Origin of the sequence: Seohaeicola nanhaiensis (assembly GCF_042654245.1) — a bacterium.
Classification (GTDB): domain Bacteria; phylum Pseudomonadota; class Alphaproteobacteria; order Rhodobacterales; family Rhodobacteraceae; genus Seohaeicola_A; species Seohaeicola_A nanhaiensis.
In genome coordinates this window covers 13,821-36,698 of the sequence record NZ_JBHSGI010000009.1, presented here as the reverse complement: position 1 = coordinate 36,698, position 22,878 = coordinate 13,821, and the positions used below count along the sequence as shown (strand labels likewise).

Annotated in this window: 23 protein-coding genes; 16 read left to right on the top strand and 7 right to left on the bottom strand. The window is 66.8% G+C overall.

Annotated elements, in window-relative coordinates; translation table 11 throughout:
* Positions 1–68 precede the first annotated feature (68 nt).
* The 6 genes from ACFO5X_RS10490 to ACFO5X_RS10465 all read left to right on the top strand — a co-directional run bounded on the left by ACFO5X_RS10490 (position 69) and on the right by ACFO5X_RS10465 (position 4,602).
* Positions 69–755, top strand: coding sequence for a response regulator transcription factor (locus tag ACFO5X_RS10490; RefSeq protein WP_380717380.1), 687 nt, complete (start codon positions 69–71; stop codon positions 753–755).
* A gap of 254 nt (positions 756–1,009) precedes the next feature.
* The gene (locus ACFO5X_RS10485) at positions 1,010–1,873 is read left to right on the top strand and encodes an EamA family transporter (RefSeq protein WP_380717378.1); all 864 of its coding nucleotides are present in this window, start codon (positions 1,010–1,012) and stop codon (positions 1,871–1,873) included.
* Between the two features lie 68 nt (positions 1,874–1,941).
* Positions 1,942–2,730: an exodeoxyribonuclease III gene (locus tag ACFO5X_RS10480; RefSeq protein WP_380717376.1), complete on the top strand. Its 789-nt coding sequence runs from the start codon at positions 1,942–1,944 to the stop codon at positions 2,728–2,730.
* Between the two features lie 103 nt (positions 2,731–2,833).
* A complete protein-coding gene (gene trxA / locus ACFO5X_RS10475; protein WP_380717375.1) occupies positions 2,834–3,745 on the top strand; it encodes a thioredoxin in 912 nt (303 codons plus the stop codon).
* A 27-nt stretch (positions 3,746–3,772) separates the two neighbouring features.
* A complete protein-coding gene (locus ACFO5X_RS10470; protein ID WP_380717374.1) occupies positions 3,773–4,417 on the top strand; it encodes an LON peptidase substrate-binding domain-containing protein in 645 nt (214 codons plus the stop codon).
* A complete protein-coding gene (locus ACFO5X_RS10465) occupies positions 4,417–4,602 on the top strand; it encodes a Trm112 family protein (RefSeq protein WP_380717839.1) in 186 nt (61 codons plus the stop codon). The genes ACFO5X_RS10470 and ACFO5X_RS10465 overlap by 1 nt, the downstream gene beginning before the upstream one ends.
* Positions 4,603–4,677: 75 nt before the next feature.
* On the opposite strand, the gene ACFO5X_RS10460 is transcribed toward ACFO5X_RS10465, so the two are convergent.
* Positions 4,678–5,904, bottom strand: a complete 1,227-nt coding sequence (locus ACFO5X_RS10460) for an FAD-dependent monooxygenase (RefSeq protein ID WP_380717373.1) — start codon at positions 5,902–5,904, stop codon at positions 4,678–4,680.
* A gap of 84 nt (positions 5,905–5,988) precedes the next feature.
* On the opposite strand from ACFO5X_RS10460, the gene ACFO5X_RS10455 reads away from it, so the two are divergent.
* The 4 genes from ACFO5X_RS10455 (at position 5,989) to ACFO5X_RS10440 (ending at position 12,177) form a co-directional block, all read left to right on the top strand.
* Positions 5,989–7,317 (top strand): amidase, encoded by a 1,329-nt coding sequence (locus tag ACFO5X_RS10455; RefSeq protein ID WP_380717372.1) that lies wholly within the window; start codon positions 5,989–5,991, stop codon positions 7,315–7,317.
* A gap of 104 nt (positions 7,318–7,421) precedes the next feature.
* On the top strand, positions 7,422–8,603 hold the full coding sequence (locus tag ACFO5X_RS10450) for an aminotransferase class I/II-fold pyridoxal phosphate-dependent enzyme (RefSeq protein WP_380717371.1): 1,182 nt from the start codon (positions 7,422–7,424) through the stop codon (positions 8,601–8,603).
* A gap of 18 nt (positions 8,604–8,621) precedes the next feature.
* Positions 8,622–11,471 carry a DNA translocase FtsK gene (locus tag ACFO5X_RS10445; RefSeq protein ID WP_380717370.1) on the top strand — a complete coding sequence of 950 codons (2,850 nt, stop codon included), beginning with the start codon at positions 8,622–8,624 and terminating at the stop codon, positions 11,469–11,471.
* Between the two features lie 91 nt (positions 11,472–11,562).
* Positions 11,563–12,177 carry a LolA family protein gene (locus ACFO5X_RS10440; protein ID WP_380717369.1) on the top strand — a complete coding sequence of 205 codons (615 nt, stop codon included), beginning with the start codon at positions 11,563–11,565 and terminating at the stop codon, positions 12,175–12,177.
* A 1-nt stretch (position 12,178) separates the two neighbouring features.
* Here ACFO5X_RS10440 and ACFO5X_RS10435 read toward each other — a convergent pair whose 3' ends face one another.
* Positions 12,179–12,763: a transglycosylase SLT domain-containing protein gene (locus ACFO5X_RS10435; RefSeq protein WP_380717368.1), complete on the bottom strand. Its 585-nt coding sequence runs from the start codon at positions 12,761–12,763 to the stop codon at positions 12,179–12,181.
* 184 nt (positions 12,764–12,947) lie between these two features.
* Here ACFO5X_RS10435 and hspQ point away from each other — a divergent pair, with 184 nt between their 5' ends.
* Positions 12,948–13,274, top strand: a complete 327-nt coding sequence (gene hspQ, locus ACFO5X_RS10430; protein ID WP_380717366.1) for a heat shock protein HspQ — start codon at positions 12,948–12,950, stop codon at positions 13,272–13,274.
* Between the two features lie 7 nt (positions 13,275–13,281).
* Here the strand turns inward: hspQ and ACFO5X_RS10425 are convergent, their stop codons facing one another.
* From ACFO5X_RS10425 to ACFO5X_RS10415, 3 genes are all read right to left on the bottom strand, one after another.
* Complete coding sequence (locus ACFO5X_RS10425; protein WP_380717365.1) at positions 13,282–14,859, bottom strand: gamma-glutamyltransferase family protein; 1,578 nt, start codon at positions 14,857–14,859, stop codon at positions 13,282–13,284.
* Between the two features lie 247 nt (positions 14,860–15,106).
* The gene (locus ACFO5X_RS10420) at positions 15,107–15,577 is read right to left on the bottom strand and encodes an ATP-binding protein (protein ID WP_380717364.1); all 471 of its coding nucleotides are present in this window, start codon (positions 15,575–15,577) and stop codon (positions 15,107–15,109) included.
* Positions 15,561–15,899: an STAS domain-containing protein gene (locus ACFO5X_RS10415; protein ID WP_380717363.1), complete on the bottom strand. Its 339-nt coding sequence runs from the start codon at positions 15,897–15,899 to the stop codon at positions 15,561–15,563. Before ACFO5X_RS10415 ends, ACFO5X_RS10420 begins: the two co-directional genes overlap by 17 nt.
* 89 nt (positions 15,900–15,988) lie before the next feature.
* Between ACFO5X_RS10415 and ACFO5X_RS10410 the strand changes: the two genes are divergently transcribed.
* Positions 15,989–17,161 carry an acetyl-CoA C-acyltransferase gene (locus tag ACFO5X_RS10410; protein WP_380717362.1) on the top strand — a complete coding sequence of 391 codons (1,173 nt, stop codon included), beginning with the start codon at positions 15,989–15,991 and terminating at the stop codon, positions 17,159–17,161.
* Between the two features lie 96 nt (positions 17,162–17,257).
* On the opposite strand, the gene ACFO5X_RS10405 is transcribed toward ACFO5X_RS10410, so the two are convergent.
* Positions 17,258–18,037: an SDR family NAD(P)-dependent oxidoreductase gene (locus ACFO5X_RS10405; RefSeq protein WP_380717361.1), complete on the bottom strand. Its 780-nt coding sequence runs from the start codon at positions 18,035–18,037 to the stop codon at positions 17,258–17,260.
* A 60-nt stretch (positions 18,038–18,097) separates the two neighbouring features.
* The gene (locus tag ACFO5X_RS10400; protein WP_380717360.1) at positions 18,098–18,277 is read right to left on the bottom strand and encodes a hypothetical protein; all 180 of its coding nucleotides are present in this window, start codon (positions 18,275–18,277) and stop codon (positions 18,098–18,100) included.
* Between the two features lie 270 nt (positions 18,278–18,547).
* Here ACFO5X_RS10400 and ACFO5X_RS10395 point away from each other — a divergent pair, with 270 nt between their 5' ends.
* Genes ACFO5X_RS10395 through ACFO5X_RS10380 form a run of 4 tightly spaced genes read left to right on the top strand, consistent with a single transcriptional unit; the run spans position 18,548 to position 22,840 of the window.
* Positions 18,548–19,117, top strand: coding sequence for a helix-turn-helix domain-containing protein (locus ACFO5X_RS10395; RefSeq protein ID WP_380717359.1), 570 nt, complete (start codon positions 18,548–18,550; stop codon positions 19,115–19,117).
* Positions 19,118–19,127: 10 nt separating this feature from the next.
* Positions 19,128–19,508 (top strand): GFA family protein, encoded by a 381-nt coding sequence (locus ACFO5X_RS10390; protein WP_380717358.1) that lies wholly within the window; start codon positions 19,128–19,130, stop codon positions 19,506–19,508.
* Positions 19,509–21,947, top strand: coding sequence for a GcvT family protein (locus ACFO5X_RS10385; RefSeq protein ID WP_380717356.1), 2,439 nt, complete (start codon positions 19,509–19,511; stop codon positions 21,945–21,947).
* On the top strand, positions 21,944–22,840 hold the full coding sequence (locus tag ACFO5X_RS10380; protein WP_380717355.1) for a homocysteine S-methyltransferase family protein: 897 nt from the start codon (positions 21,944–21,946) through the stop codon (positions 22,838–22,840). Before ACFO5X_RS10385 ends, ACFO5X_RS10380 begins: the two co-directional genes overlap by 4 nt.
* The last annotated feature ends 38 nt before the right edge of the window (positions 22,841–22,878 follow it).

Below are 22,878 nucleotides of genomic sequence, written 5' to 3'. Positions count from 1 at the left end.
TTTGCAGCAAATCTTGTTCATCGCGTGACGCGGGAACATCTCACCCACAAGAACCGGAGGCCCGTATCATGGCGCAACTGAAGAAAATTCTGCTGGTGGACGACGACGACGACCTGCGTGAGGCGCTGAGCGAACAGCTGGTGATGACCGAGGATTTCGACGTCTTCGAGGCCAGCAGCGGCGCCAAGGCGCTGGAGCGTGTGCGCGAGGCGCTTTACGATCTTGTCATCCTCGACGTGGGCCTGCCCGACACCGACGGGCGCGAGCTGTGCCGCCTGATGCGCAAGCAGGGCGTGAAGGCGCCGGTGCTGATGCTGACCGGTCACGACAGCGACGCGGACACGATCCTGGGCCTGGACGCCGGGGCCAACGACTATGTCACCAAGCCGTTCAAGTTCCCGGTGCTGCTGGCGCGGATCCGCGCGCAGCTGCGCCAGCACGAGCAGAGCGAGGACGCGGTGTTCCAGCTTGGCCCTTACACGTTCAAGCCCTCGATGAAGATGCTGATCACGGCCGAGGACAAGAAAATCCGCCTGACCGAGAAAGAGACGAACATCCTCAAGTTCCTCTACCGGTCGTCCGACGGCGTGGTCGCGCGGGACGTGCTGCTGCACGAGGTCTGGGGCTATAACGCCGGGGTCACGACCCATACGTTGGAAACCCATATCTACCGCCTGCGCCAGAAGATCGAACCCGACCCGTCGAACGCACGGCTGCTGGTCACAGAAAGCGGGGGGTATCGGCTGGTTGCGTGACCTGCCAGGGTGACAAAAAATTGCCGCGCTTGGTGATTAAGATCACAGAAAGCGAATCGGATCAGGCATAGTTTCGACCCATCCCGTCGCATATCCGGGTCATGATATGCACCTCCCTGTTGGACTGGCCGGGCCTTGTTCCCGGCCTTTTTTTCTTCCAGACCAATCGGGAGGGGGCGACCGATGCTGCGATGGGTTTTCCGTGTTGTGCTGGAGGCGCTGGCCAAGCGGGCGGGCTTACGGATCACCGCAAGGTGACGCTGCAGCTCTTCCTGCTCGCCATGGCCTCGGCCAGCTGCTTCGCGGTGGGAATTGTGCTGGCTCCCTTTGGCCTGCGCCACCTCAGCGCGCTGTCGGGGGCCGCGGTCAGCGTGCCGACCAGCGCGGTCCTGTTGCTGACCGCCTCACCCCTGACGGTAGACTGGCAGCACTGGGACCCGCACAGCGCGGCGATCTTCGCCGCGGGCGGGCTGTTCTATCCGGCCGGCGTCACCCTGCTGAACTTCGCCGGCAACCGGCGGCTGGGGCCGAACCTGACCGCGGCGGTGGGCAATGTGACCCCGCTGTTCGCCATCGCGCTGGCGATCCTGTTCCTGGGCGAAACCCTGCGGCTGGAACAGGCCGCGGGCATTGCGCTGCTGTTCCTCGGGCTCGCCACCATCGCCGCCGACCGGCTGCGCAGCCATCCCGGCGCCAGCCTCTGGCTGCTGGGCCTGCCGCTGCTGGCGGCCGCTCTGCGAGGCGGTGCGCAGCCGCTGGTCAAGGCGGGTCTCGCCGGCTGGCCCGATGCCTTTGCGGCGGCCACGCTGGCCTATGCCGTCTCGGCCAGCGTGATCCTGCTGGCCTATCTGCTGCTCGGGCGCGGCGGACCGGCGCGGACGCTGCCGGGCATCCTTTGGTTTGTCGCGGTGGGAACGGCCAACGGCACCTCGCTGCTGCTGCTTTACATGGCCCTGTCGCTGGGCGCGGTCAGCCTCGTCGCGCCGGTCTTTGCCTGCTATCCGCTGATCACCTACGCCATCAACCGCCTGCTGCTGCGCCAGCGCGACGTGACGCCGCGCGGCATCCTGGGGATCGTGTTGACCGTCGCCGGCGTCGTGGTGTTGCTGGCGCTTTGAGCGGGAACCGGGTTTCGCCCGCCCGCGAACAGGACTAAGGTCGCTGCGCCGCAATCCGGAGACTGCCCATGACCTTCACCCTCGCCACCTGGAACATCAATTCGGTCCGCCTGCGCGAGCCGCTGGTGCTGAAGCTTCTCGCCGAGGAAGGGCCCGACGTGCTGTGCCTTCAGGAATGCAAGTCCCCGGTCGAGAAGTTCCCGCTCGAGGGGATGCGCGCGCTGGGCTATACCCATATGATCGGGCGCGGACAGAAGGGTTACAACGGCGTCGCCATCTTTTCTCGCCTGCCGATCACCGAGGTCAGCGCGGCGGATCACGCCCGCCTCGGCCACGCCCGTCACATCGCCGGGCGGCTGGAGAACGGCGTGACCATCCATAATTACTACGTCCCGGCCGGGGGCGATGTGCCCGACCGCGACGTGAACGACAAGTTCGGGCAAAAGCTCGACTATCTCACCGACATGCGCGACGCCTTCCACGCCGAACGCCCCGAAAAGGCGATCCTGGTCGGTGATCTCAACATCGCCCCGCGCGAGGACGATGTCTGGGATCACAAGAAGCTGCTGAAGATCGTCAGCCATACGCCGGTCGAGGTCGAACATCTGGCGCAGACGCAGGATGCCGGGAAATGGGTGGACGTGACGCGCCAGGATGTGCCCGAGGGACTCCTCTATTCCTGGTGGTCCTATCGCGCCGCCGACTGGGACGCGGCCGACAAGGGGCGGCGGCTGGACCACGTCTGGGCCACGCCCGACATCTCGAACGCGGCGCATTCCAGCCGCATCCTGCGCGCGGCGCGCGGCTGGCAGCAGCCCTCCGACCACGCGCCGGTCTTCGCGACCTTCGACCTCTGAAACCGCCGCCTTTCGCGGTGACGGGGTCCCGGCAGGCTTTGACATCCGGGACCGCGCCACACATATGAAAGGCAACACTGAACCTGTAGAACGGGTGGATACGATGGACCTGAACCTGAGCGCCGCGACCGGCGCGGATCTGATCAAGGATACAACCGAAGCGACCTTCATGGCCGATGTGATCGACACCTCGCAGGAGGTGCCGGTGGTCGTCGATTTCTGGGCGCCCTGGTGCGGCCCCTGCAAGACGCTGGGCCCGATGCTCGAGGATGCGGTGCGCGCGGCCAAGGGCGCGGTGCGCATGGTCAAGGTGAACGTCGACGAGGCGCAGAACATCGCCGGACAGCTGCGCATCCAGTCGATCCCGACCGTCTATGCCTTCCACAAGGGCCAGCCCATTGACGGCTTCCAGGGCGCCGTTCCGGCATCCGAGGTCAAGGCTTTCATCGACCGCGTGGCCAAGGCCGGCGGCGGCGCCGCCCCGGGCGAGGAACTGGCCGAGGCCATCGCCGCGGCCGAGGCGATGCTGGAAGAAGGCGCCGCCGTGGACGCGGCCGAGACCTTCGCGGCAATCCTGGGCGAAGAGCCCGAGAACCCGGCCGCCTATGGCGGGCTGGTGCGCGCCCATGTCGCGCTGGGCGAACTCGACAAGGCCGAGGCGATCCTGAACGGCGCGCCGGCCAGGATCTCGAAGACGGCCGAGTTGGAAGCGGCCCATGCCCAGATCGCGCTGGCGCGGCAGGCATCGAACGCCGGCCCGGTATCCGAGCTGCGCGCGAGGGTCGAGGCCGATCCGGCCGACCTGCAGGCGCGGTTCGACCTGGCGCTGGCGCTCCACGCCTCCGGCCAGGTGGGCGAGGCGGTGGACCAGCTGCTCGACCTGTTCCGGCGCGACCGCGAATGGAACGATGGCGCGGCAAAGGCGCAGCTGTTCACCATCTTCGACGCGCTCAAGCCGAACGATCCGGTCGTGCTGGCCGGGCGGCGCAAATTGAGCTCGATGATATTTGCCTGACCGGACCGGGGCGCTAGGTTGCATCCCATGCTCAAACCTGCGGACCTGCCCGACACGATCTCGGTATTCCCCCTGCCGGGGGCGCTGCTGCTGCCGCGCGCCCGGCTGCCGCTGCATATCTTCGAACCGCGCTACCTGCAGATGCTCGAAGACACGCTCAAGACGCCGCACCGGCTGATCGGCATGATCCAGCCCAATCCGCGGCCCAACAGCGCGACCCAGCTGCACGCCATCGGCTGCGCCGGGCGGGTCACCCAGTTCTCGGAAACCGAGGACGGGCGTTATATGATCACCTTGGCCGGGCAGTCGCGGTTCCGCATCAGCCGCGAGCTGGACGGCTTCTGCCCCTACCGGCGCTGCGAGGTGTCCTGGGACGGGTTCGGACAGGACCTCGGCAAGACCGAGACCGACCCGGAACTCGACCGCGACAGGTTCCTCGCGCTGCTGCGCCAGCTGTTCGAGCGGCGCAACATGAACACCGACTGGGACACGCTGAAAGAGGCCGATGACGAGCTGCTGATCAACTCGCTGTCGATGCTGCTGGACTTCAGCCCCGAGGACAAGCAGGCCCTGCTCGAGGCGCCCTCGCTGCCGACCCGGCGCGAGACTCTGGTGACATTGATCGAATTCACCCTGCGCGGCGGGGATCCCGGACAGGAGGTCTGGCAATGATGGACGAGCCCTCGGTGCAATTCGACCGCCACATGCTCGAGGCGCTGGTCTGTCCGCGCACCCATGCCTCGCTCGACTACGACGCCGAGCGGCAGGAGCTGATCTCGCGCTCGGCGCATCTGGCCTTTCCGATCCGCAACGGCATCCCGATCATGCTGATCGACGAGGCGCACGTGATCGACTGAGGCGCCGCGCCCGCCTCTTCTCTGGTTCTCAAATACCCTCGGGGGTCCGGGGGCAGAGCCCCCGGCTCGACGCCCTCAAAGGGCGTTGCCGGTCATCAGGCGGGGCAGGTCGCCGGTCAGGCCCGCCGCCTCGCGGATGAAGCCGCGGCGCAGGGCAGGGGTGGCGTTGATCAGCCCCATGCCGAGGTTGCGACCAAGGCGCAGAACCGGATTGTCGTTCGAAAACAGCCGGTTGAAGGCGTCGGTGGCCAGCGCCAGCGTGGTTGTGTCGAACCGGCGCCACTGCTGGTAGCGGTCCAGCACGCCGGGGCCGGCGATGTCCTCGCCACGGCGGGCGGCCAGCGTCACCACCTCGGCCAGCGCGGCGACGTCGCGCAGGCCGGCATTCAGCCCCTGTCCGGCGATCGGGTGCAGACCATGGGCCGCGTCGCCGACCAGCGCGAGGCGCGGGCCGATGAAACTCTTGGCCAGCGTCAGGCCCAGCGGATAGCTGAACCGCCGCCCGGCCAGAGCGATCTCCCCCAGGAAATCGCCAAAGCGTGGGCGCAGGACGGCCAGATAGCTTTCCTCATCCATCGCCGCGATCTCGGCGGCATGAGCGGTGGTTTCGCTCCAGACGATAGAACTGCGGTTGCCGGTCAGCGGCAGGATCGCCAGCGGTCCGGGCGGCATGAAGAACTGATGCGCGATGCCGTGGTGGGGCAACTCGTGCGCGATGGCGCAGACCAGCGCGGTCTGGCCATAGCCGTGGCCGGTGCGGCGGATGCCGGCGCGTTCCGCCGTGCCGCTGGCGCGGCCGTCGCAGCCGACCAGCAGTCGGGCGTGCCGCTGGCTGCCGTCCGACAGGGTGACGCTGACCAGGTCCGGTCCGGTCTGCTGGGCGGTGACGCGCAGGCCCGACAGCGTGGTGACTCCCGGTTCGGCCGCCATCGCCTCCAGAAAGGCGCGGCGCAGATGGCGGTCCTCGACCATATAGCCCATCGGGCCTTCCTCGATCTCGCCATGGTCGAACATCATCACCAGAGGCGAGGGGCCAAGGCCGGCGTGGCCGTCGCTGACCCGAATTTCCAGCATCGGCTGCGCGTGATCGGCCACCGAGTCCCAGATGCCGATGGCAGAGAGCAACCGCTGCGAGGTCAGCGCCAGCGCATAGGCGCGCCCGTCAAAGGCGGCATCGGCGCGGGTCTCTTCGGCCAGCGCGTCGATCACGGTCACGGAAAAGCCCGCCCGGGCCAGGGCAAGGGCCAGCGCGGGGCCGTTCAGGCCTCCGCCGACGATCAGGATATCGGAAGTATCGCTCATAGGCTGCACTATGGGGCGCGCTTCGGGATTGTCCATGCGCGACAGCGTCGCTACCGTCGCGGCGACATGGATCAGGGGTATGCGATGCAGGATTGGCTTTGGATGACGGCGGCGGATCTCGGGCGCGGTATCGGCGAGGGCAAGATCGACCCGGTGGCGCTGGCCGAGGCCTATCTGGACGCGGTCAAGGCGCATGAGCTGCGCGACCGCATCTATGCCCGCCTGACCGAAGAGCGCGCGATGAGCGAGGCGATCGCGGCGCACGACCGGGCCAAGTCGGGGCGGCGCCGGTCGCTGCTGGACGGTGTGCCGATCAGCTGGAAGGATCTTTTCGACACCGCCGGCGTGGCAACCGAGGCAGGGTCGGCCCTGTTGAAGGACCGGGTGCCCGAGCGCGATGCCGTGGTCCTGCGCAACGCGACCGAGGAGGGGCTCGTCTGCCTTGGCAAGACGCATATGAGCGAATTGGCCTTTTCCGGTCTGGGCTTGAACCCGGTGACGGCGACGCCACCCTGCGTGAACGACCCCGAGGCGGTGCCGGGCGGATCGTCTTCGGGCGCGGCGACCTCTGTCGCCTTTGGCCTCGCTGCGGCGGGCATCGGGTCGGACACCGGCGGATCGGTGCGGGCCCCGGCGGTCTGGAACGATCTCGTCGGGCTGAAGACTACCTCGGGGCGGTTGAGCCTTGAGGGGGCGGTGCCGCTGATCTCCCAGTTCGACACGGTGGGCCCGCTGACGCGCAGCGTCGAGGATGCGGGTCTGTTGCTGGGCGCCATGGAGGGCCGCCCGGCCCCCGACCTGCGCGGCGCCTCCCTGAAGGGGCGACGGCTGGCAGTGCTGAAGACGCTGGGGCTGGACGAACTCGAGGACCGTCCGGCGCAGGCCTTTGCCGGGGCGGTCGACCAGCTGTCGGCGGCGGGCGCGCAGATCGAGGAGATCGAAGTGCCGGCCGTACTCGACGCCTTTGCCACCTCGGCAGTGCTGTTCAGCGGGCAGGCCTATGGCCAGTGGCGCGAAGTGATCGAGGCCAACCCGGACCTGATGTATGCCGAGATCCTCGCGCGGTTCCGCAGCGGGCAGACCTTCTCGGCCCCCGATCTCGCGGCAGCCCAGTTGCAGCTTGAAGCGGCCCGGCGGGAATACGCGGCGGCGACGGCGGGGTATGACGCCATCCTGCTGCCGACCTCGCCGATCCTGCCGCCCAATGCGAAGCGGCTCGAGACGGATTCGGACTATTACAAGCGCGCCAATCTGCTGGCGCTGCGCAACACGCGGGCGGGCAACCTGCTGGGGGTCAGCGCGCTGACCCTGCCGGCGGGGCACCCGAGCTGCGGCATCATGTTCTTCGGGCGCCCCTTCGACGAGGCCGGGCTGCTCAGGCTAGGGGCGGCGGCCGAAAAAGCTTTGGCCTGAAAGCCACAATTGCGCCTTCTTAGGTCAACGCGGCTGGACGCAGGCGTGAGGCGCGGCTAACGTTCGGGAAACGGGGCGAAATGACCCCGACAGAGGCAGTGACAATGAATTTTCCCGAGCGGTTTGCAAACCTGCCGCCTTATGCGTTTCCGCGTCTGCGGAACCTTCTGGACTCGCACGAGCCCGGTGGCGATGTCGTTCACATGACGATTGGCGAGCCCAAGCACGCCTTCCCCCAATGGGTGGTGGACGTGATCGTCAGGAACGCGGACGGCTTCAACAGCTATCCCCAGAACGAGGGCACCGACGCTCTGCGTGGCGCGATCACCGACTGGATCGGCCGGCGCTATGGCGTCGATCTGGATCCGGGCCGCAACGTGATGGTGCTGAACGGCACGCGCGAGGGGCTGTACAACGCAGCCATGGCGCTGGTGCCGGAGACGAAGAACGGGCAGAAGCCGGTGATCCTGTCGCCGAACCCGTTCTATCAGGTCTACATGATCGCGGCGATTTCGGTCGCGGCCGAGCCGGTTTTCGTTTCGGCCACAGACGCCACCGGCCACCTGCCGGATTTCGGAGCGCTGTCCAAGGACGTGCTGAACCGCACGGCCGCGGCCTATATCTGTTCGCCCGCCAACCCGCAGGGCGCCGTCGCCTCGCGCGATTACTGGGCGAACCTGCTGGCGCTGGCCGAGCAATACGATTTCCGCGTCTTCGCCGACGAGTGCTACAGCGAGATCTACCGCGACGACGCGCCTCCGGGTGTGCTGAGCGTCGCGCGCGACGTTGGGGCCGACCCCGAGCGGGTCATCGCCTTCCATTCGCTGTCCAAGCGGTCGAACTTGCCGGGTCTGCGGTCGGGCTTTGTCGCCGGCGGTCCCAAGACGATTGCCGCGATGAAGCAGCTGCGGGCCTATTCCGGTGCGCCGCTGCCGGGACCGTTGCAGGCCGCCGCCGCCGCCGTCTGGTCGGACGAGGCGCATGTGATCGAGAACCGTGCGCTCTATCAGGAGAAATACCGCGTCGCCGACGAGATATTCGCCGACGTGCAGGGCTATCGCGCGCCTGAGGCCGGGTTTTTCCTCTGGATGCCCGTCGACGATGGCGAGCAGGCAGCGCTGAAGCTGTGGAAAGAGACCGGCGTGCGGGTGCTTCCGGGCGCCTATCTGGCGCAGGGCAAGCCCGGGCAGAATCCGGGCGAAGGATTTATCCGGGTCGCCATGGTGGCCCCAAAAGACGAGATGGCGCAGGGCCTGACCCGGCTGCGCGACTGTCTCTACAAGTAAGAAAAGACCGAGGACAGCATGGCATATCAAACACGCAGCCGAGATCCCTTTCTGGACAGCACCATGCAGGCGGCCATCGAGAAACGCGGCAAGGAGCTGATCGGGATCGCGCTGATCGGTCTGGCCATCGCCGCCGCGGCGATGATCGGGTCCTATACGCCGGACGATCCGAACTGGATGGTCTCGACCGATGCCCCGGTGCAGAACTGGATGGGCCGGATCGGGGCGACCGTGGCCGCACCGCTGTTCATGATCGTGGGCTGGGGCAGCTGGGGCATTGCGCTGATCCTTGGGGTATGGGGTCTGCGTTTTGCCGCGCACTACGGTGAAGAGCGGGCGATGAACCGGCTGATCTTTGCGCCGATCGCAATTGCGCTGGCCTCGGTCTATGCGGCGACGCTGGTGCCGGGGGCGGAATGGCGCGCGACGCACAGCTTCGGGCTGGGCGGGCTCTTCGGCGATACGGTGATGGGCGCGCTGCTGACGCTGCTGCCCTTCGGGTCGCACCTCGCGCTCAAGCTGTCCTCGCTGTTGCTGGCGGTGGGGATGCTGGCGCTGGGCGCCTTCGTGATGGGGTTCACGCGGGTCGAGATTTCGCGCGGGCTGCGGTTTGCGATGATCGGGCTGATCATGGCCTATGGCGGCCTGCTCAACCTGCTGGGCATGACCGCCCGCGCCTCGGGTGCGGCGCTGCGCGAACAGCGGCTGCGGCTGGCCGAACGCCGAGAAGCCGCGGCGCTGGCGCGGAACGAAACTGCGGTGATGCGCTCGGACCTGATGGATGACGACGACGATTTCGAGCCGATCCGCATCGTGTCGCGCAAATCCGAGGCGGGCGAGCGTCAGGGCTTCCTGTCGCGGATGCCGGGCCTGATCCGGCGCGCCGATCCGCTTCCGGAACTGGTCGAACCCGAGGCGCTGGACTTTGACGCCGAGATGCCGGGCGATGACCGAATCCGGGCCAAGATCGCCGACGTGATCCGCACCCGCAAGCAGGTGGTGGCCGAGCCCGAGCCCGATCCGGCGCGTCCGCTGACCAAGGGCCGGGGCCGTGGTCCCGACCCGCTGATCCTGAACCGCCGTGGCCCGGCCGAACTGCCGCCCGAGCCGCCGCTGACCGGCGCGCGCCGGGTCGAACCGCCGCTGACGCGGGCGCAGGTTGCGGAAATCGAGCCTGAAGTCGAGCTGGACGAGGACGACTATCTGCCGCTGGAGGAACCCGAGGCCCCGGCCATGCAGATCCCGGTGGCCGAGCCGAAGAAGGTCGTGCAGCACCCGACCCGCAAGCCGCCAGCGCCGTCGCGCCGCGCCCAGGCCGAGGCGCAGCCGGCGCTGAACTTCGACGGCGATGGCAGTGAATTCGAGCTGCCCCCGCTGAACCTGCTGATGAACCCGGCGGGTATCACCCGCCATCATCTCTCCGACGAGGCCCTGGCCGAGAATGCGCGGATGCTGGAGAACGTGCTCGACGATTATGGAGTCAAGGGCGAGATCGTCTCGGTCCGCCCCGGCCCCGTGGTCACCATGTACGAACTCGAACCCGCGCCGGGCCTCAAGGCCAGCCGTGTCATCGGCCTGGCCGACGACATCGCGCGTTCGATGATGGCGCTGTCGGCCCGTGTCTCCACCGTGCCGGGCCGGTCGGTGATCGGGATCGAACTGCCCAACGAAAACCGCGAGAAGGTCGTGCTGCGCGAGATCCTCGCCAGCCGCGATTTCGGCGACAGCACGATGAGCCTGCCGCTGGCGCTGGGCAAGAACATCGGCGGCGACCCGGTGGTCGCCAACCTGGCCAAGATGCCCCACCTGCTGATCGCCGGGACCACCGGTTCGGGCAAGTCGGTGGCGATCAACACGATGATCCTGTCGCTGCTCTACAAGCTGACGCCGGAAGAATGCCGGCTGATTATGATCGACCCGAAGATGCTGGAACTCTCCGTCTATGACGGCATTCCGCACCTGCTGTCCCCCGTGGTCACCGACCCCAAGAAGGCGGTTGTCGCGCTGAAGTGGGTCGTGGGCGAGATGGAAGACCGCTATCGCAAGATGTCCAAGATGGGCGTGCGCAATATCGAGGGTTACAACGGCCGGGTGAAGGATGCGCTGGCCAAGGGCGAGATGTTCTCGCGCACCGTCCAGACCGGCTTTGACGACGAGACCGGTGAACCCGTCTTCGAGACCGAGGAATTCGCGCCCGAGGCGATGCCCTTCATCGTGGTCATCGTCGACGAGATGGCCGACCTGATGATGGTGGCGGGCAAAGAGATCGAGGCCTGCATCCAGCGGCTGGCGCAGATGGCGCGGGCTTCGGGGATTCACCTGATCATGGCGACGCAGCGCCCCTCGGTCGATGTGATCACCGGCACGATCAAGGCGAACTTCCCGACGCGGATCTCCTTCCAGGTGACGTCGAAGATCGACTCGCGCACGATCCTGGGCGAGATGGGCGCCGAACAGCTGCTGGGCATGGGCGACATGCTCTACATGGCGGGCGGCGCCAAGATCACGCGCTGCCACGGGCCCTTTGTTTCGGACGAAGAGGTCGAAGAGGTCGTCAACCATCTCAAGGGCTTCGGTCCGCCGGAATACGTCAACACCGTGCTGGAAGGCCCGGATGAAGAAAGCGCCGGCGACATCGACATGGTGCTGGGCCTGGGCGGGAACACCGACGGCGAGGACGCGCTCTATGACATGGCCGTGCAGGTGGTGATCAAGGACCGCAAATGCTCGACCTCCTACATCCAGCGCAAGCTGGCCATCGGCTATAACAAGGCGGCGCGCCTTGTGGAGCAGATGGAGGACGAGGGTCTGGTCACGCCGGCGAACCACGTCGGCAAGCGCGAAATCCTGGTGCCGGAACAGCACTGAGTCACGCTGCGGCCCCTCTGCCCCGGAACCGGCGGGGGGATCATGCCGTTGTGATGCGATCCGCCGTGCAGAGCGGCCATGGGCAGACTATATGGAATTCATGATTACACGACGTGCCTTTGCGGGCGGCCTGGCCCTGCTTTCCACCCTCTCCCCCGCCCTGGCGGAGGATAAGCTGTCTCTGGACGCGCTTTCGGCCTATCTGAACACGATCCAGACCGCCCAGTCCGAGTTCACCCAGTTCAACGAGGACGGGTCGAAATCTACGGGCATGCTGTATATCAAGCGGCCCGGGCGGATGCGGTTCGAATATGCGCCGCCGAATTCGGGCGTGGTGATCGCCGGCAGCGGGGCGGTGATCCTGCATGACAAGAAGTCGAACCAGCCGCCCGAGACCTATCCGCTGAAACGCACGCCGCTGAACCTGATCCTGGCGCGCAAGGTGGATCTGGGGCAGGCCAAGATGGTCATGTCGCATTCCTTCGACGGCACGTTCACCGTCGTGCGCGCGCAGGATCCGAAAGACCCCGAGATCGGCTTCATCGACCTGATGTTCAGCGCCAACCCCATCGCGCTGAAGCAATGGGTAATCACGAACGAACAGGGCACCCGCACGGCCGTCGTGCTGAACGGGCTGACGCCCGGCGTCACCCTGCCGGACAGCATGTTCCAGACGACGGTCAGCGGCCGGTCGAGCAACCGCTGAGTCAGTAGGCGCGGCAGCCGCGCAGCTGATTTTCGTACAGCACCGCGCGGGCCTCGACCTCCGAGGCGGTGCGCAGCAGCCAGCTCTTGGCGTTGTGGCTGCCGCGCGAGAACCCGCTGTGACCTTCGTGATAGGCCAGATACTGGTTGCGCGCGTCGGTCAGCTGGATGCCGTTCTTTTCTCGGCTGCGGTTCATGTACCATCCCATGAAATCGGTCGCGTCGCGGATATCGTCACGACGCGCGCCGCGGCGGCCGGTGTCCTTGCGGTATTCGTCCCAGGTGCCGTCGAGCGCCTGGCTGTAGCCATAGGCGCTGCTTTGCCGACCCATCGGGATGATGCCAAGGGCATAGCGGAAGGGCGTGCGCGCATCGCTGCGGAAGCGGCTTTCCTGATAGATCGTCGCCATCTGCACCGCGGTCGGCACACCCCAACGGCGTTCGGTCGCCTTGAAGGCGCGCACGTATTTGGGTTGTTGCCGCGCAATCATGCAGGCGTCATCCAACGCCGATGGCGAGGTGGAATAGCCACCGCCACAGGACGCCAGAACAAGCGTCAGAATCATTGCGCCGAGGGTTCTGCTCATCTGCCTCTGCCTTTTTTAGGGCAAGTTTACAGCATCGCGCGGCGCAGGCAAAGACCTATCGAAAAGCAGGGAACCGCATGTTAACTGTGCCGTTCAGCTTCACAAACTGTTTCTTGCGAAGAGCGTCCAAATATTGGACAAGGCGCCGCCTAAGGCGTTATTTAGCAGGTAGGGGCCAGTAAAAATGTTAAAGACGCGTGCCAAATATAACCTAGGACAGATCGTCCGTCACCGGAAGCACCCCTTCCGGGGTGTCGTGTTTGACGTGGACCCCGAATTCTCGAACACCGACGAGTGGTACGAGGCGATTCCCGAGGAAAGCCGCCCGGCCAAGGGGCAGCCATTCTACCATCTGCTGGCCGAAAACGATCAGACCTACTACGTGGCCTATGTCTCGGAACAGAACCTGATCGCCGACTACTCTGGCGAGCCCGTGGACCATCCCGATATCGGCGACATGTTCGGCCCGTTCCAGGACGGCTCGTACCCCCTGCACTTCAACCTGAACTGAGCGCCCGTCAGTAGCCGAGCGCGCAGCCGTCCTTGCGCGGATCGCTCGCGCCTTCCAGCACCCCGTCTTCCCGGATACGGATTGCCTGCGCCCCGCCCAGAGGCTTGGTCGCGATATCGATCCTGTGGCCAAGGTCGGCCAGTTCGGCGCGGGTTTGCTCGCTGAAGCCACGCTCCATCCGCAGCACGCCGGCTTCCGGGAAGCCGCGTGGGGCATCGACGGCGGCCTGCATCTCCATGCCATAGTCGACCAGATTGCTGACCAGCCGCGCGTGACCCGTCGGCTGATAGGCGCCGCCCATCACGCCAAAGGGCATCTCGACCCGGCCATTGCGGCGGATCATGCCGGGGATGATGGTGTGCATCGGCCGCTTGCCGCCGCCCATCTCGTTCGGGTGACCGGCCTCGAGCGTGAAGCCCGCGCCGCGGTTCTGAAAGAGAATCCCGAACTTGTCCGAGGCGAGACCCGAGCCGAAGCCGTGGAAGATCGAATAGATCAGCGACACGGCCATGCGGTCGCGATCGACCACGGTGATATAGATCGTGTCCTTGTGGATCGCCTCGGTCAGCGGCGCGGCCTGTTCCATCGCCTTGTTCGGGTCGATCAGCGCCGCCAGCCTGGCCGCCGTCTCGGGCGCCAGCATATGCGCCAGACGGGTCGTGTGATCGGCATCCGCGATAAAGCGGTTGCGCGCGTCATAGGCCAGCTTCGAGGCCTCGGTCTCGATATGCAGACGCTTTGCGCCCAGCGGATCCATACCGCCCATATCGAAATGCGACAGGATGTTGAGCAGCAGGATGGCCGTCGCCCCCTGACCGTTCGGCGCATGTTCGACCAGTTCGACATCGCGGTACGGGCCGGCGACCGGATCGGTCGGCGTGCAGGCGGTGGCGGCGAAATCGTCGAGCGTGTGCAGACCCCCGAGCGCGTTGAGCGAATCGACCATGTCCTGGGCGACCTCACCGACATAGAATCCGTCGCGCCCCTCGCGGGCGATCCGGCGCAGCACCTCCGCCTGACCGGGCGCACGGAAGATCTGGCCGGCGCTGAGGGGTTTGTCGTCGCGCAGGAACAGCTCGCGTGCGCGGCCCTGCAGGCAGGCGGATTCGCCGATCCAGTCGAAGGCCACGCGCGGCGCAACAGGCACCCCGGTCTCGGCATGGTGGATCGCCGGTTGCAGGATCGCGTCGATGCCGATCTTTCCGACCGTCTCGGCCAGGTGGCAGAAGGCGTCGATGGCGCCGGGAACGGTCACCGCTTCGACCCCGTGCACCGGCACCGCGCTGTGCCCGGCGGCGCGCAGGCTTGCGGCGCTGGCCGCCGCGGGGGCACGGCCCGAACCGTTCAGGGCCTTGATCTCGTTGCTGCCGGGCGGGGTCCAGAGCACGAAGCAGTCTCCGCCGATCCCGGTCATCTGCGGCTCGCAAATCCCCAGCACCACGGCGCCGGCGATGGCCGCGTCCATCGCGTTGCCGCCGCGCTTGAGCACATCCAGAGCGACCTGCGCGCCAAGCGGGTGTGAGGTGGCGCACATCGCTTCGGTGCCAAATGTGACCGAACGGCCCGGGGCCTGGAAATCGCGCATCTGACAGCTCTCCCTTGTGTCGTCAGGGCAGACCCTAGACGGCAACGGCGGGAGGTAAAACCTGATTTTGCGGGAGAGAATTCCTCGGTGCCACGCACTGGGTGGGGGCTATGACGCGCGGCACCGAGGGAAGCCATATGCAGCTACGGTTTCAAATGTCGTGGTTCACTGGGGCATCAGTTAGGAGGGATTGCGGCAGCTTTGGGGCGCATTCGGAAAATGCGAACAATCCCTGTCCGAGGCCGCGTTAGTCCGGCAGAGGGAATCGGACGCGCAGACGGTTGACGCCCTTGTCGCGGCGATAGCGCACATTCGGCGCCAGGCTGCGGATCAGCAGCCAGCCGAACCCGCCCTCGGGCAGATCGGCCGGGGGCACGGCGAAATCCATCGGCGCTCCCGGCGGCAGGCGCCCGGCGCTGAAACCCTGGCCCCAGTCCGAGACGACCAGGCACAGCCCGCGCGGACCCACGGAATAACGGATGCCGACGAATCCCGGGGACTGGCCGTGATAGGCATGTTCAACCACGTTGTTGACGATCTCGGCCAGGACGATTTCCACCGACCCGAGATAATCGTCCGTCCAGCCGCGCGGCCGCAGGGCATCGACGACCCGCGTGATTGCGGCGCGCGCGGCAGGGCCCGTGGCCCGGAACCGCTCCGCGCCGCCCTGCGCCCGGGGCCGGTAGGGCCGGGCCAGACGGTCAGTCCCGGTCGTCACCCAACGCGTCATCGAGCGTGCGGTGCAGGCGAAAGACCGTATCCATCCGGGTCAGCCGGAAGACCTTGTCGACCGTGGGCGTCAGGCCGGCAAGCTCCAGCCGGCGGTCGTTGCCCAGCTGCTTCATCGCGGCGACGATGGCGCCAAGACCGCTGGAATCGATGAACCCGACGCGAGACAGGTCGAGGATCACCCGGGCCGGGCCGGAGTCGGTTTCGGCGCGCATGTCCTCCTTGAACCGGATCGCCACGGCGGCATCGATTCGCGACGCCTTGACGGTCACGACCTGCGCGCCGTTGGTCAGTGTGCTGCTCAGCATCATAAGCGCCCCGTGGCCAATCATGAGGCTCTACGCTAGACGGCAATCCTTACCTTTCGGTATGCAGGACACGTCAAATAGCGGAGGTCGAGATGAAACAGGTTGTCATCGCCGGGGCGGCGCGTACGCCGATGGGCGGATTCCAGGGTGTTTTCGACGGGATCACCGCCGCGCATCTGGGCGGGGTCGCGATTCGCGCCGCGCTGAAGGATGCGGGGGCCTCCACCGTGGACGAGGTGCTGATGGGCTGCGTCCTGCCAGCCGGCCAGGGCCAGGCGCCGGCGCGTCAGGCCCTGTTCGACGCGGGGCTGGGCGAAGAGGTGCCGGCGACCACGCTGAACAAGATGTGCGGCTCGGGGATGAAGGCGGCGATGATCGGCTTCGACCAGATCGCGCTGGGCCATGCGGAGGTGATGGTGACCGGGGGCATGGAGAGCATGTCGAACGCCCCCTACCTGCTGCCCAAGATGCGCGGTGGCGCACGGATCGGTCACCAACAGGTGATCGACCACATGTTCCTCGACGGGCTGGAAGACGCCTATGACAAGGGCCGCCTGATGGGCACCTTCGCCGAGGACTGCGCCGAGGCCTTCCAGTTCACCCGCGAGGCACAGGATCAATATGCGCTGGCCTCGCTGTCCAACGCGCTCGAGGCCGAGCGCAGCGGTGCCTTCCGTACCGAAATCGCCCCGGTGACGGTGCATGGCCGTTCGGGCGAGGCGGTGATCACCACCGACGAACAACCGGGCAAAGCGCGGCCCGAGAAGATCCCTCTGCTCAAACCCGCCTTCCGCAAGGACGGCACGGTGACGGCGGCCAACTCCTCCTCGATCTCCGACGGCGCCGCCGCGCTGGTGCTGGCCAGTGCCGAGGCGGCCGAGGCGCGCGGCCTGAAGGTGCGCGCCCGCATTCTCGGCCACGCCAGCCACGCCCAGGCGCCCTCGCAGTTCCCGACCGCGCCGGTGCCTGCCGCCCGCAAGCTGCTGGAGCGGCTCGGCTGGCATGTCGACGACGTCGACCTCTGGGAGGTGAACGAGGCCTTCGCCGTGGTGCCGATGGCCTTCATGCGCGAAATGCGGGTGCATCGCGACCAGGTCAACGTCAACGGCGGCGCCTGCGCGCTGGGGCATCCCATCGGCGCCTCGGGCGCGCGGATCATGGTGACGCTGCTCAACGCGCTGGAAACCCGCGGCCTCAAGCGCGGCGTCGCCGCAATCTGCATCGGCGGCGGCGAGGGAACGGCCATCGCCATCGAACGGGCCTGATCTTCCTCTTGCTTCAAATATTCCTCGGGGGGTGAATGGGCCGCAAGGCCCAGAGGGGGGCAGACAGCCCCCCTTGCCCGCCCGCCGCAGGCGCTTTCAGTTGAAGGAGATCCCGCCGTCCACCACCACCGTTTGCCCGGTGGTCGATGTGCTTTGCACGAGGGCCAGCACCTGGGCCGCCACATCCTCGGGCGCGGTGGTTCTGTTCAGGATCGCCTTGTCGCGCCAGCTGTCGATATAGGTCTGCTCCGCGGCGCCGGTCAGGCCGGTGCCCTCGATCAGGCCGGGCGCGACGCAGTTGACCAGCACCTCGGGCGCCAGCGTCGCGGCAAGATAGCGGGTCAGCGGGATCGCGCCGGCCTTGGCCATGGCAAAGGACAGCCCGGCATCGCGCGGCGAAAACCCGATGGTAGAGCCTATGTTGACGATCCTGCCGCGCCCCGAGGCGCGCAGCCAGGGCGCGGCGGCGCGCGCGGCAAGGAAGGGCCCGCGCATGTTGATCGCCATGAGATGATCGTACAGCTCGGGCGTCAGGGCGGCGATATCGCCAAAGGGCACCACGCGCGGGCTGTCCTCTCCCGGCAGGGTCGGGCGGCCACGCCCGGCGTTGTTGACCAGGATATCGAGCCCGTGCCAGGCCTCGGCCACGGTGCGCACCGCCGTTTCGATGGCCGCGGCGTCGGTGATGTCCATTTGCACCGCCATGGCGCGGCGTCCCAGCGCCTCGATCTCGGCGCAGACCTTTCTGGCCTCCCCGTCGCGCGACAGCCAGGTCACCGCCACATCCGCCCCCGCGCGGGCCAGGGCCAGGCTGATGTGGCGCCCCAGTCCGCCGCCGCCGCCAGTCACCAGTGCCCGCGTTCCGTCGATATCCATCTCGCGCCCCCTTGCAGTGCCGGTGCCGAGTGACCCGAAAAGGCGGGGCGAGGTCAAGCCTCAGTCGGCCTCGACCAGGCGTTCGGGGTGGCGCGCGTCGGTGCACCAGAGATCGGCGGACTGGACCCAGACAGTATCCTGCAGGGCGGCGTGAACGGTGATCTTCTGCGCCTGGCTTTCGATGATGGCGGGATCGAGCATGTTGAGGAAGAGGGCGAGGGCTTCGGCAGTCAGGCACATGAGGACGGCTCCTTGCGTCGGTTTGGCAAAGTGTCCTCCGGCACTTCATGGGTCAGGGTATCGGGTGCCCGGAATTCCGGGAGGTGGCATCGAAGCCCCACGGCCGTTCCGGCCCCCTTTTGCCCTTACGGCGGGCAGTCTCGCCGAAAATGGTGAAGGCTTGGTCAAACACCTGGTCGTGTCCCCCAGGCAATGCGTGAAATTTGTCTTGGAAATTTCATCGACTCGGATCAGTATGAAATTCACCCGCAATTTTTCACGAGACCGCCCATGTTCCAGACTGCTCCCCTGTCCGGATCGCTCGGCGCCGACCTGCGCGCCCTGCGCAAGGCGCGGGGGGTCACTCTGGCCGAACTGGCCGGCGATCTGGGCCGCTCGGTCGGCTGGCTGTCCCAGGTGGAGCGCGACCTGTCGCAGCCCTCGATCACCGACCTGCGCCATATCGCGGCGCGGCTGGGCGTCTCGGTGTCGATGCTGTTCGGTCAGGCGCCGGCGCCGGCCGAAGAATCGGGATATATCGTGCGCCGCGGCGCGCGGCGGACCATAGGTTCGGGCGCCGCCGGGCTGGTCGAGGAACTGCTCTCGCCCGATCTCACCGATGCCTTCGAGATGGTGCATTCGACCTTCGAGCCCCACAGTCGCATCGGCGAGATGGTGACCCGTCCGACGCAAGAGGTCGGCTATCTCGTGTCGGGCAAGCTCGATCTGGTGATCTCCGGCAAATCCTTCACCATCCATCCGGGCGACAGCTTCCGCATCCGCGGCGAGCCCTTCGAATGGATCAACCCCTATGACGAACCGGCCGTGGCGATCTGGGTGATCGCCCCGCCGGTCTACTGAGGAGGACGACATGTACAAAGGAAGCTGCAACTGTGGCGGCGTGACCTTCACCGTGGCGGGCGATCTCGCGCCGCCCTCGGCCTGTCACTGCGGCCAGTGCCGCAAGCAGTCCGGCCACTTCTGGGCCTCGGCCCGCGCCGAGAACGATGTGCTGACGGTGAACGACGCCGGCAGCCTGCGCTGGTATGCCGCCAGCGATTTTGCAAAGCGGGGCTTCTGCGGAACCTGCGGTGCCTTCCTGTTCTGGAAGAACCCGGATGAGTCGCATACTTCGGTCGCGCTCGGGGCGCTGGAAAAGCCCACCGGGCTTGCCCTCTCGCGCCATATCTTCGTGGCCGACAAGGGCGATTATTACGACCTGAACGACGATCTGCCGAAGCGGGCGCAGTAGATGACCTTTCCGTCCCAGGCCCGCGTGGTCATCATCGGCGGCGGTGCGGTTGGCACCTCTTCGCTTTACCACCTCGCCAAGGCGGGCTGGACCGACTCTGTGCTGCTGGAAAAGAACGAACTGACCGCCGGGTCGACCTGGCACGCGGCGGGTAATGTGCCGACCTTTTCGACCTCGTGGTCGATCATGAACATGCAGCGCTATTCCACCGAGCTGTATCGCGGACTGGGCGCGGCGGTGGATTACCCGATGAACTACCACGTCACCGGATCGATCCGGCTGGCGCATTCCGACGCGCGGATGATGGAATTCGCCCGGGCGCGCGGGATGGGACGGTATCAGGGGATGGAGATCGACATCCTCGGCCTGGATGAGATCAGGGGCAAATACCCTTTCATAGAGCCGCATGACCTGAAGGGCGCGCTGTACGACCCGTCGGACGGAGACATCGACCCGGCGCAGTTGACCCAGGCGCTGGCCAAGGGCGCCCGCGAGATGGGCGCGCGGATCGAGCGGTTCTGCCCGGCAACAGGCGTGCGGCGCGAAAACGGCGAATGGATCGTGGAGACGCCCAAGGGCGAGATCCGCTGCGAGATCGTGGTGAATGCCGCCGGCTATTACGCGCAGCGGGTGGCAGAGTGGTTCCGTCCTTTTGGCGGGCGGCGCCTGCCGATGATGGTGATGAGCCATCAATACATGCTGACCGACGAAATCCCCGAACTGAGCGCCTGGACCCGCGAACAGGGTCACAAGCTGCCGCTGCTGCGCGACGTGGATTCCTCCTACTACCTGCGTCAGGAAAAGACCGGTCTGAACCTTGGCCCCTACGAGCGCAACTGCCGGGCGCATTGGGTCCGCCCGGACGATCCGATGCCCGAGGACTTCTCGTTCCAGCTCTATCCCGACGACCTGGAGCGGCTGGAGTGGTATATCGAGGATGCCATCGCGCGCGTGCCGCTGCTGGGTTCGGTCGGGGTGAACAAGGTGATCAACGGCCCGATCCCCTATGCGCCGGACGGCCTGCCCCTGATCGGGCCGATGCCGGGTGTTCCGAACGCCTTCGAGGCCTGCGTCTTTACCTTCGGCATCGCCCAGGCGGGCGGTGCGGGCAAGGTGCTGGCGGAATGGGTGACCGAGGGGCAGACCGAATGGGACATGTGGTCGTGCGATCCGCGCCGTTTCACCGGTTATGCCGATCAAGACTATTGCGTCGCCAAGGGGATCGAGACCTATGGCCACGAATACGCGATGCATTTCCCCTGGCATACCTGGCCGGCCGGGCGCGGCAAGCGGCGGTCCACGCTGCATTCCCGGCTGGAGGCAGCCGGCGCGCAGTTCGGGGCCTATAATGGCTGGGAACGGGCGAACTGGTTTGCCGGGCCCGGCGATGACCTGTCGGAAGAGACCACGCAGACCTGGAACCGAGCCGGCCCCTGGGAGTCGCGGATCAAGGCCGAATGCGAGTCTGTACGGGACAGTTGCGGCATTCTGGCCATCTCCGGCTTTACCCGGCTCAAGGTCGAAGGGCCGGGCGCGCGCGCCTTTGTCGACAGCCTGACCTGCTCTCGCCTGCCGGCCGAGGGCAAGATCGGCCTTGTCTATTTCCCCGACAGCCGCGGCCGGATCCTGACCGAGATGTCCTGTCTTGTGCATGGCGAGGACGAGGTCGGGCTGATCACCGCCGGGGTGGCGCAATGGCACGACGGCGAACTGCTTTCGCGCAAGGCGCCGCCGGGAGTGACCGTCAGCGATCATTCCGACGCGGTGGAATGCCTGCTGGTCACGGGGCCGAAGGCGCGGGAGATCCTGGCGCCGCTCACCGACGCCGACCTTTCGCTGCCCTGGCTGTCGGTGCAATACGACACCCATGTGGCAGGCCGGCCTTGCGCCCTGATCCGGGTCTCCTTCGCCGGTGAACTCGGCTGGGAGCTGCATTGCGCCCCCGAGGATGCGCCGGCGATCTGGGACGCGGTTGCGGCCGCCGGGGCGCGACCCTTCGGCATGTGGGCGCTGAACGCGCTGCGGATCGAAAAGGGCTATCGCGCCTGGAAGGGCGACCTGTCCACCGACTATTCGCTGCTGGAAGGCGGGCTGGACCGCTTCGTGCGCTTCGACAAGGAATTCCCCGGAAAAGCGACTCTGCTCCAAGAGAAACAGGCCGGAACGAAAAAGCGGTTCGTGACCCTGAAGGTCGATGCCGGCGCCGTGGATGCGCCCTATATGTCGACGCTCTGGCACGACGGCGAGGTGGTGGGCGAGACGACCTCCGGCGCCTGGGGCTATCGCGTCAATGCCTCCCTGGCGCTGGGAATGCTGCGGGCCGATCTGGCGGTGCCGGGCACCCAGATCGAGGTTGACATCTTTGGCCACCGACGCGCCGCCGAGGTCATGCCGGACGGGCCGGTCTGGGATCCGAAGAACGAAAGGCTGAGGGCATGAGCGACATTACCCTTCTCGACGGCTCCATCGGCCAGGAGCTGGTACGCCGCGCGGATGTGATGGACCAGCGGCTGTGGTCGACGCGGGTGCTGATCGACCACCCCGAGATGGTGGGCGCGCTGCATCGCGAGTATTTCGCTGCCGGCGCGACCATCGCGACGGCCAACTCCTATGCGCTGCACCGCTCGCGGCTGGCGCCGCTGGGGATGGAGGGCGACCTGCCCGCGTTGCTGGACAGCGCCCTGACCCAGGCCGAAACGGCCCGCGCTGACCATGGCAGCGGGCGCATCGCCGGCGCGTTGGGGCCGCTGCTGGCCAGCTACCGCCCCGATCTGGATCCCGATCCCGGGATCGCCGCGCCCAGATTTCACGAAGTCGCCGCAGTGATGGCACCCCGGGTGGATATCCTGCTGATCGAGACCGTCTCCTCGCTGCGCGAGGCCGAGGGGGCGCTGAAGGGCGTCTCGGATCTGGGCAAACCGGTCTGGATCGGCTTCACGGTCACAGATGCCGACGGAACGCGCCTGCGCTCGGGCGAGCCGCTGGCCGAAATCGCGCCGCTGCTGCGGGACTTCGCGCCCGAGGCGGTCCTGATCAACTGCTCGCCGCCCGAGGTCATTGCCGCGGCGCTCGACATCCTCGCGCCCATGGGTCTGCCCTTCGGTGCCTATGCCAACGGCTTTACCCGCATCTCAGAGGACTTCCTCAAGGATGCGCCAACTGTCGCTTCGCTGGAACGGCGGAGCGACCTGACGCCCGCGGCCTATGCGGATCAGGCGATGACCTGGATCGACCATGGCGCGACGATCCTCGGCGGCTGCTGCGAGGTCGGGCCGGCCCATATCGCGGAACTCGCGCGGCGTCTGCGCGCGGCGGGCCATCGCATTGTCTGACCCCCTGCTTCTTCTCTTTGCCAATACTCCGGGGGGCT

Coding starts and splice junctions, on each gene's coding strand:
- ACFO5X_RS10490 (WP_380717380.1), top strand. CDS start 69: ATGGCGCAACTGAAGAAAATTCTGCTGGTGGACGACGACGACGACCTG.
- ACFO5X_RS10480 (WP_380717376.1), top strand. CDS start 1,942: ATGACCTTCACCCTCGCCACCTGGAACATCAATTCGGTCCGCCTGCGC.
- trxA (WP_380717375.1), top strand. CDS start 2,834: ATGGACCTGAACCTGAGCGCCGCGACCGGCGCGGATCTGATCAAGGAT.
- ACFO5X_RS10470 (WP_380717374.1), top strand. CDS start 3,773: ATGCTCAAACCTGCGGACCTGCCCGACACGATCTCGGTATTCCCCCTG.
- ACFO5X_RS10465 (WP_380717839.1), top strand. CDS start 4,417: ATGGACGAGCCCTCGGTGCAATTCGACCGCCACATGCTCGAGGCGCTG.
- ACFO5X_RS10460 (WP_380717373.1), bottom strand. CDS start 5,904: ATGAGCGATACTTCCGATATCCTGATCGTCGGCGGAGGCCTGAACGGC.
- ACFO5X_RS10455 (WP_380717372.1), top strand. CDS start 5,989: ATGCAGGATTGGCTTTGGATGACGGCGGCGGATCTCGGGCGCGGTATC.
- ACFO5X_RS10450 (WP_380717371.1), top strand. CDS start 7,422: ATGAATTTTCCCGAGCGGTTTGCAAACCTGCCGCCTTATGCGTTTCCG.
- ACFO5X_RS10445 (WP_380717370.1), top strand. CDS start 8,622: ATGGCATATCAAACACGCAGCCGAGATCCCTTTCTGGACAGCACCATG.
- ACFO5X_RS10440 (WP_380717369.1), top strand. CDS start 11,563: ATGGAATTCATGATTACACGACGTGCCTTTGCGGGCGGCCTGGCCCTG.
- ACFO5X_RS10435 (WP_380717368.1), bottom strand. CDS start 12,763: ATGAGCAGAACCCTCGGCGCAATGATTCTGACGCTTGTTCTGGCGTCC.
- hspQ (WP_380717366.1), top strand. CDS start 12,948: ATGTTAAAGACGCGTGCCAAATATAACCTAGGACAGATCGTCCGTCAC.
- ACFO5X_RS10425 (WP_380717365.1), bottom strand. CDS start 14,859: ATGCGCGATTTCCAGGCCCCGGGCCGTTCGGTCACATTTGGCACCGAA.
- ACFO5X_RS10415 (WP_380717363.1), bottom strand. CDS start 15,899: ATGATGCTGAGCAGCACACTGACCAACGGCGCGCAGGTCGTGACCGTC.
- ACFO5X_RS10410 (WP_380717362.1), top strand. CDS start 15,989: ATGAAACAGGTTGTCATCGCCGGGGCGGCGCGTACGCCGATGGGCGGA.
- ACFO5X_RS10405 (WP_380717361.1), bottom strand. CDS start 18,037: ATGGATATCGACGGAACGCGGGCACTGGTGACTGGCGGCGGCGGCGGA.
- ACFO5X_RS10400 (WP_380717360.1), bottom strand. CDS start 18,277: ATGTGCCTGACTGCCGAAGCCCTCGCCCTCTTCCTCAACATGCTCGAT.
- ACFO5X_RS10395 (WP_380717359.1), top strand. CDS start 18,548: ATGTTCCAGACTGCTCCCCTGTCCGGATCGCTCGGCGCCGACCTGCGC.
- ACFO5X_RS10390 (WP_380717358.1), top strand. CDS start 19,128: ATGTACAAAGGAAGCTGCAACTGTGGCGGCGTGACCTTCACCGTGGCG.
- ACFO5X_RS10385 (WP_380717356.1), top strand. CDS start 19,509: ATGACCTTTCCGTCCCAGGCCCGCGTGGTCATCATCGGCGGCGGTGCG.
- ACFO5X_RS10380 (WP_380717355.1), top strand. CDS start 21,944: ATGAGCGACATTACCCTTCTCGACGGCTCCATCGGCCAGGAGCTGGTA.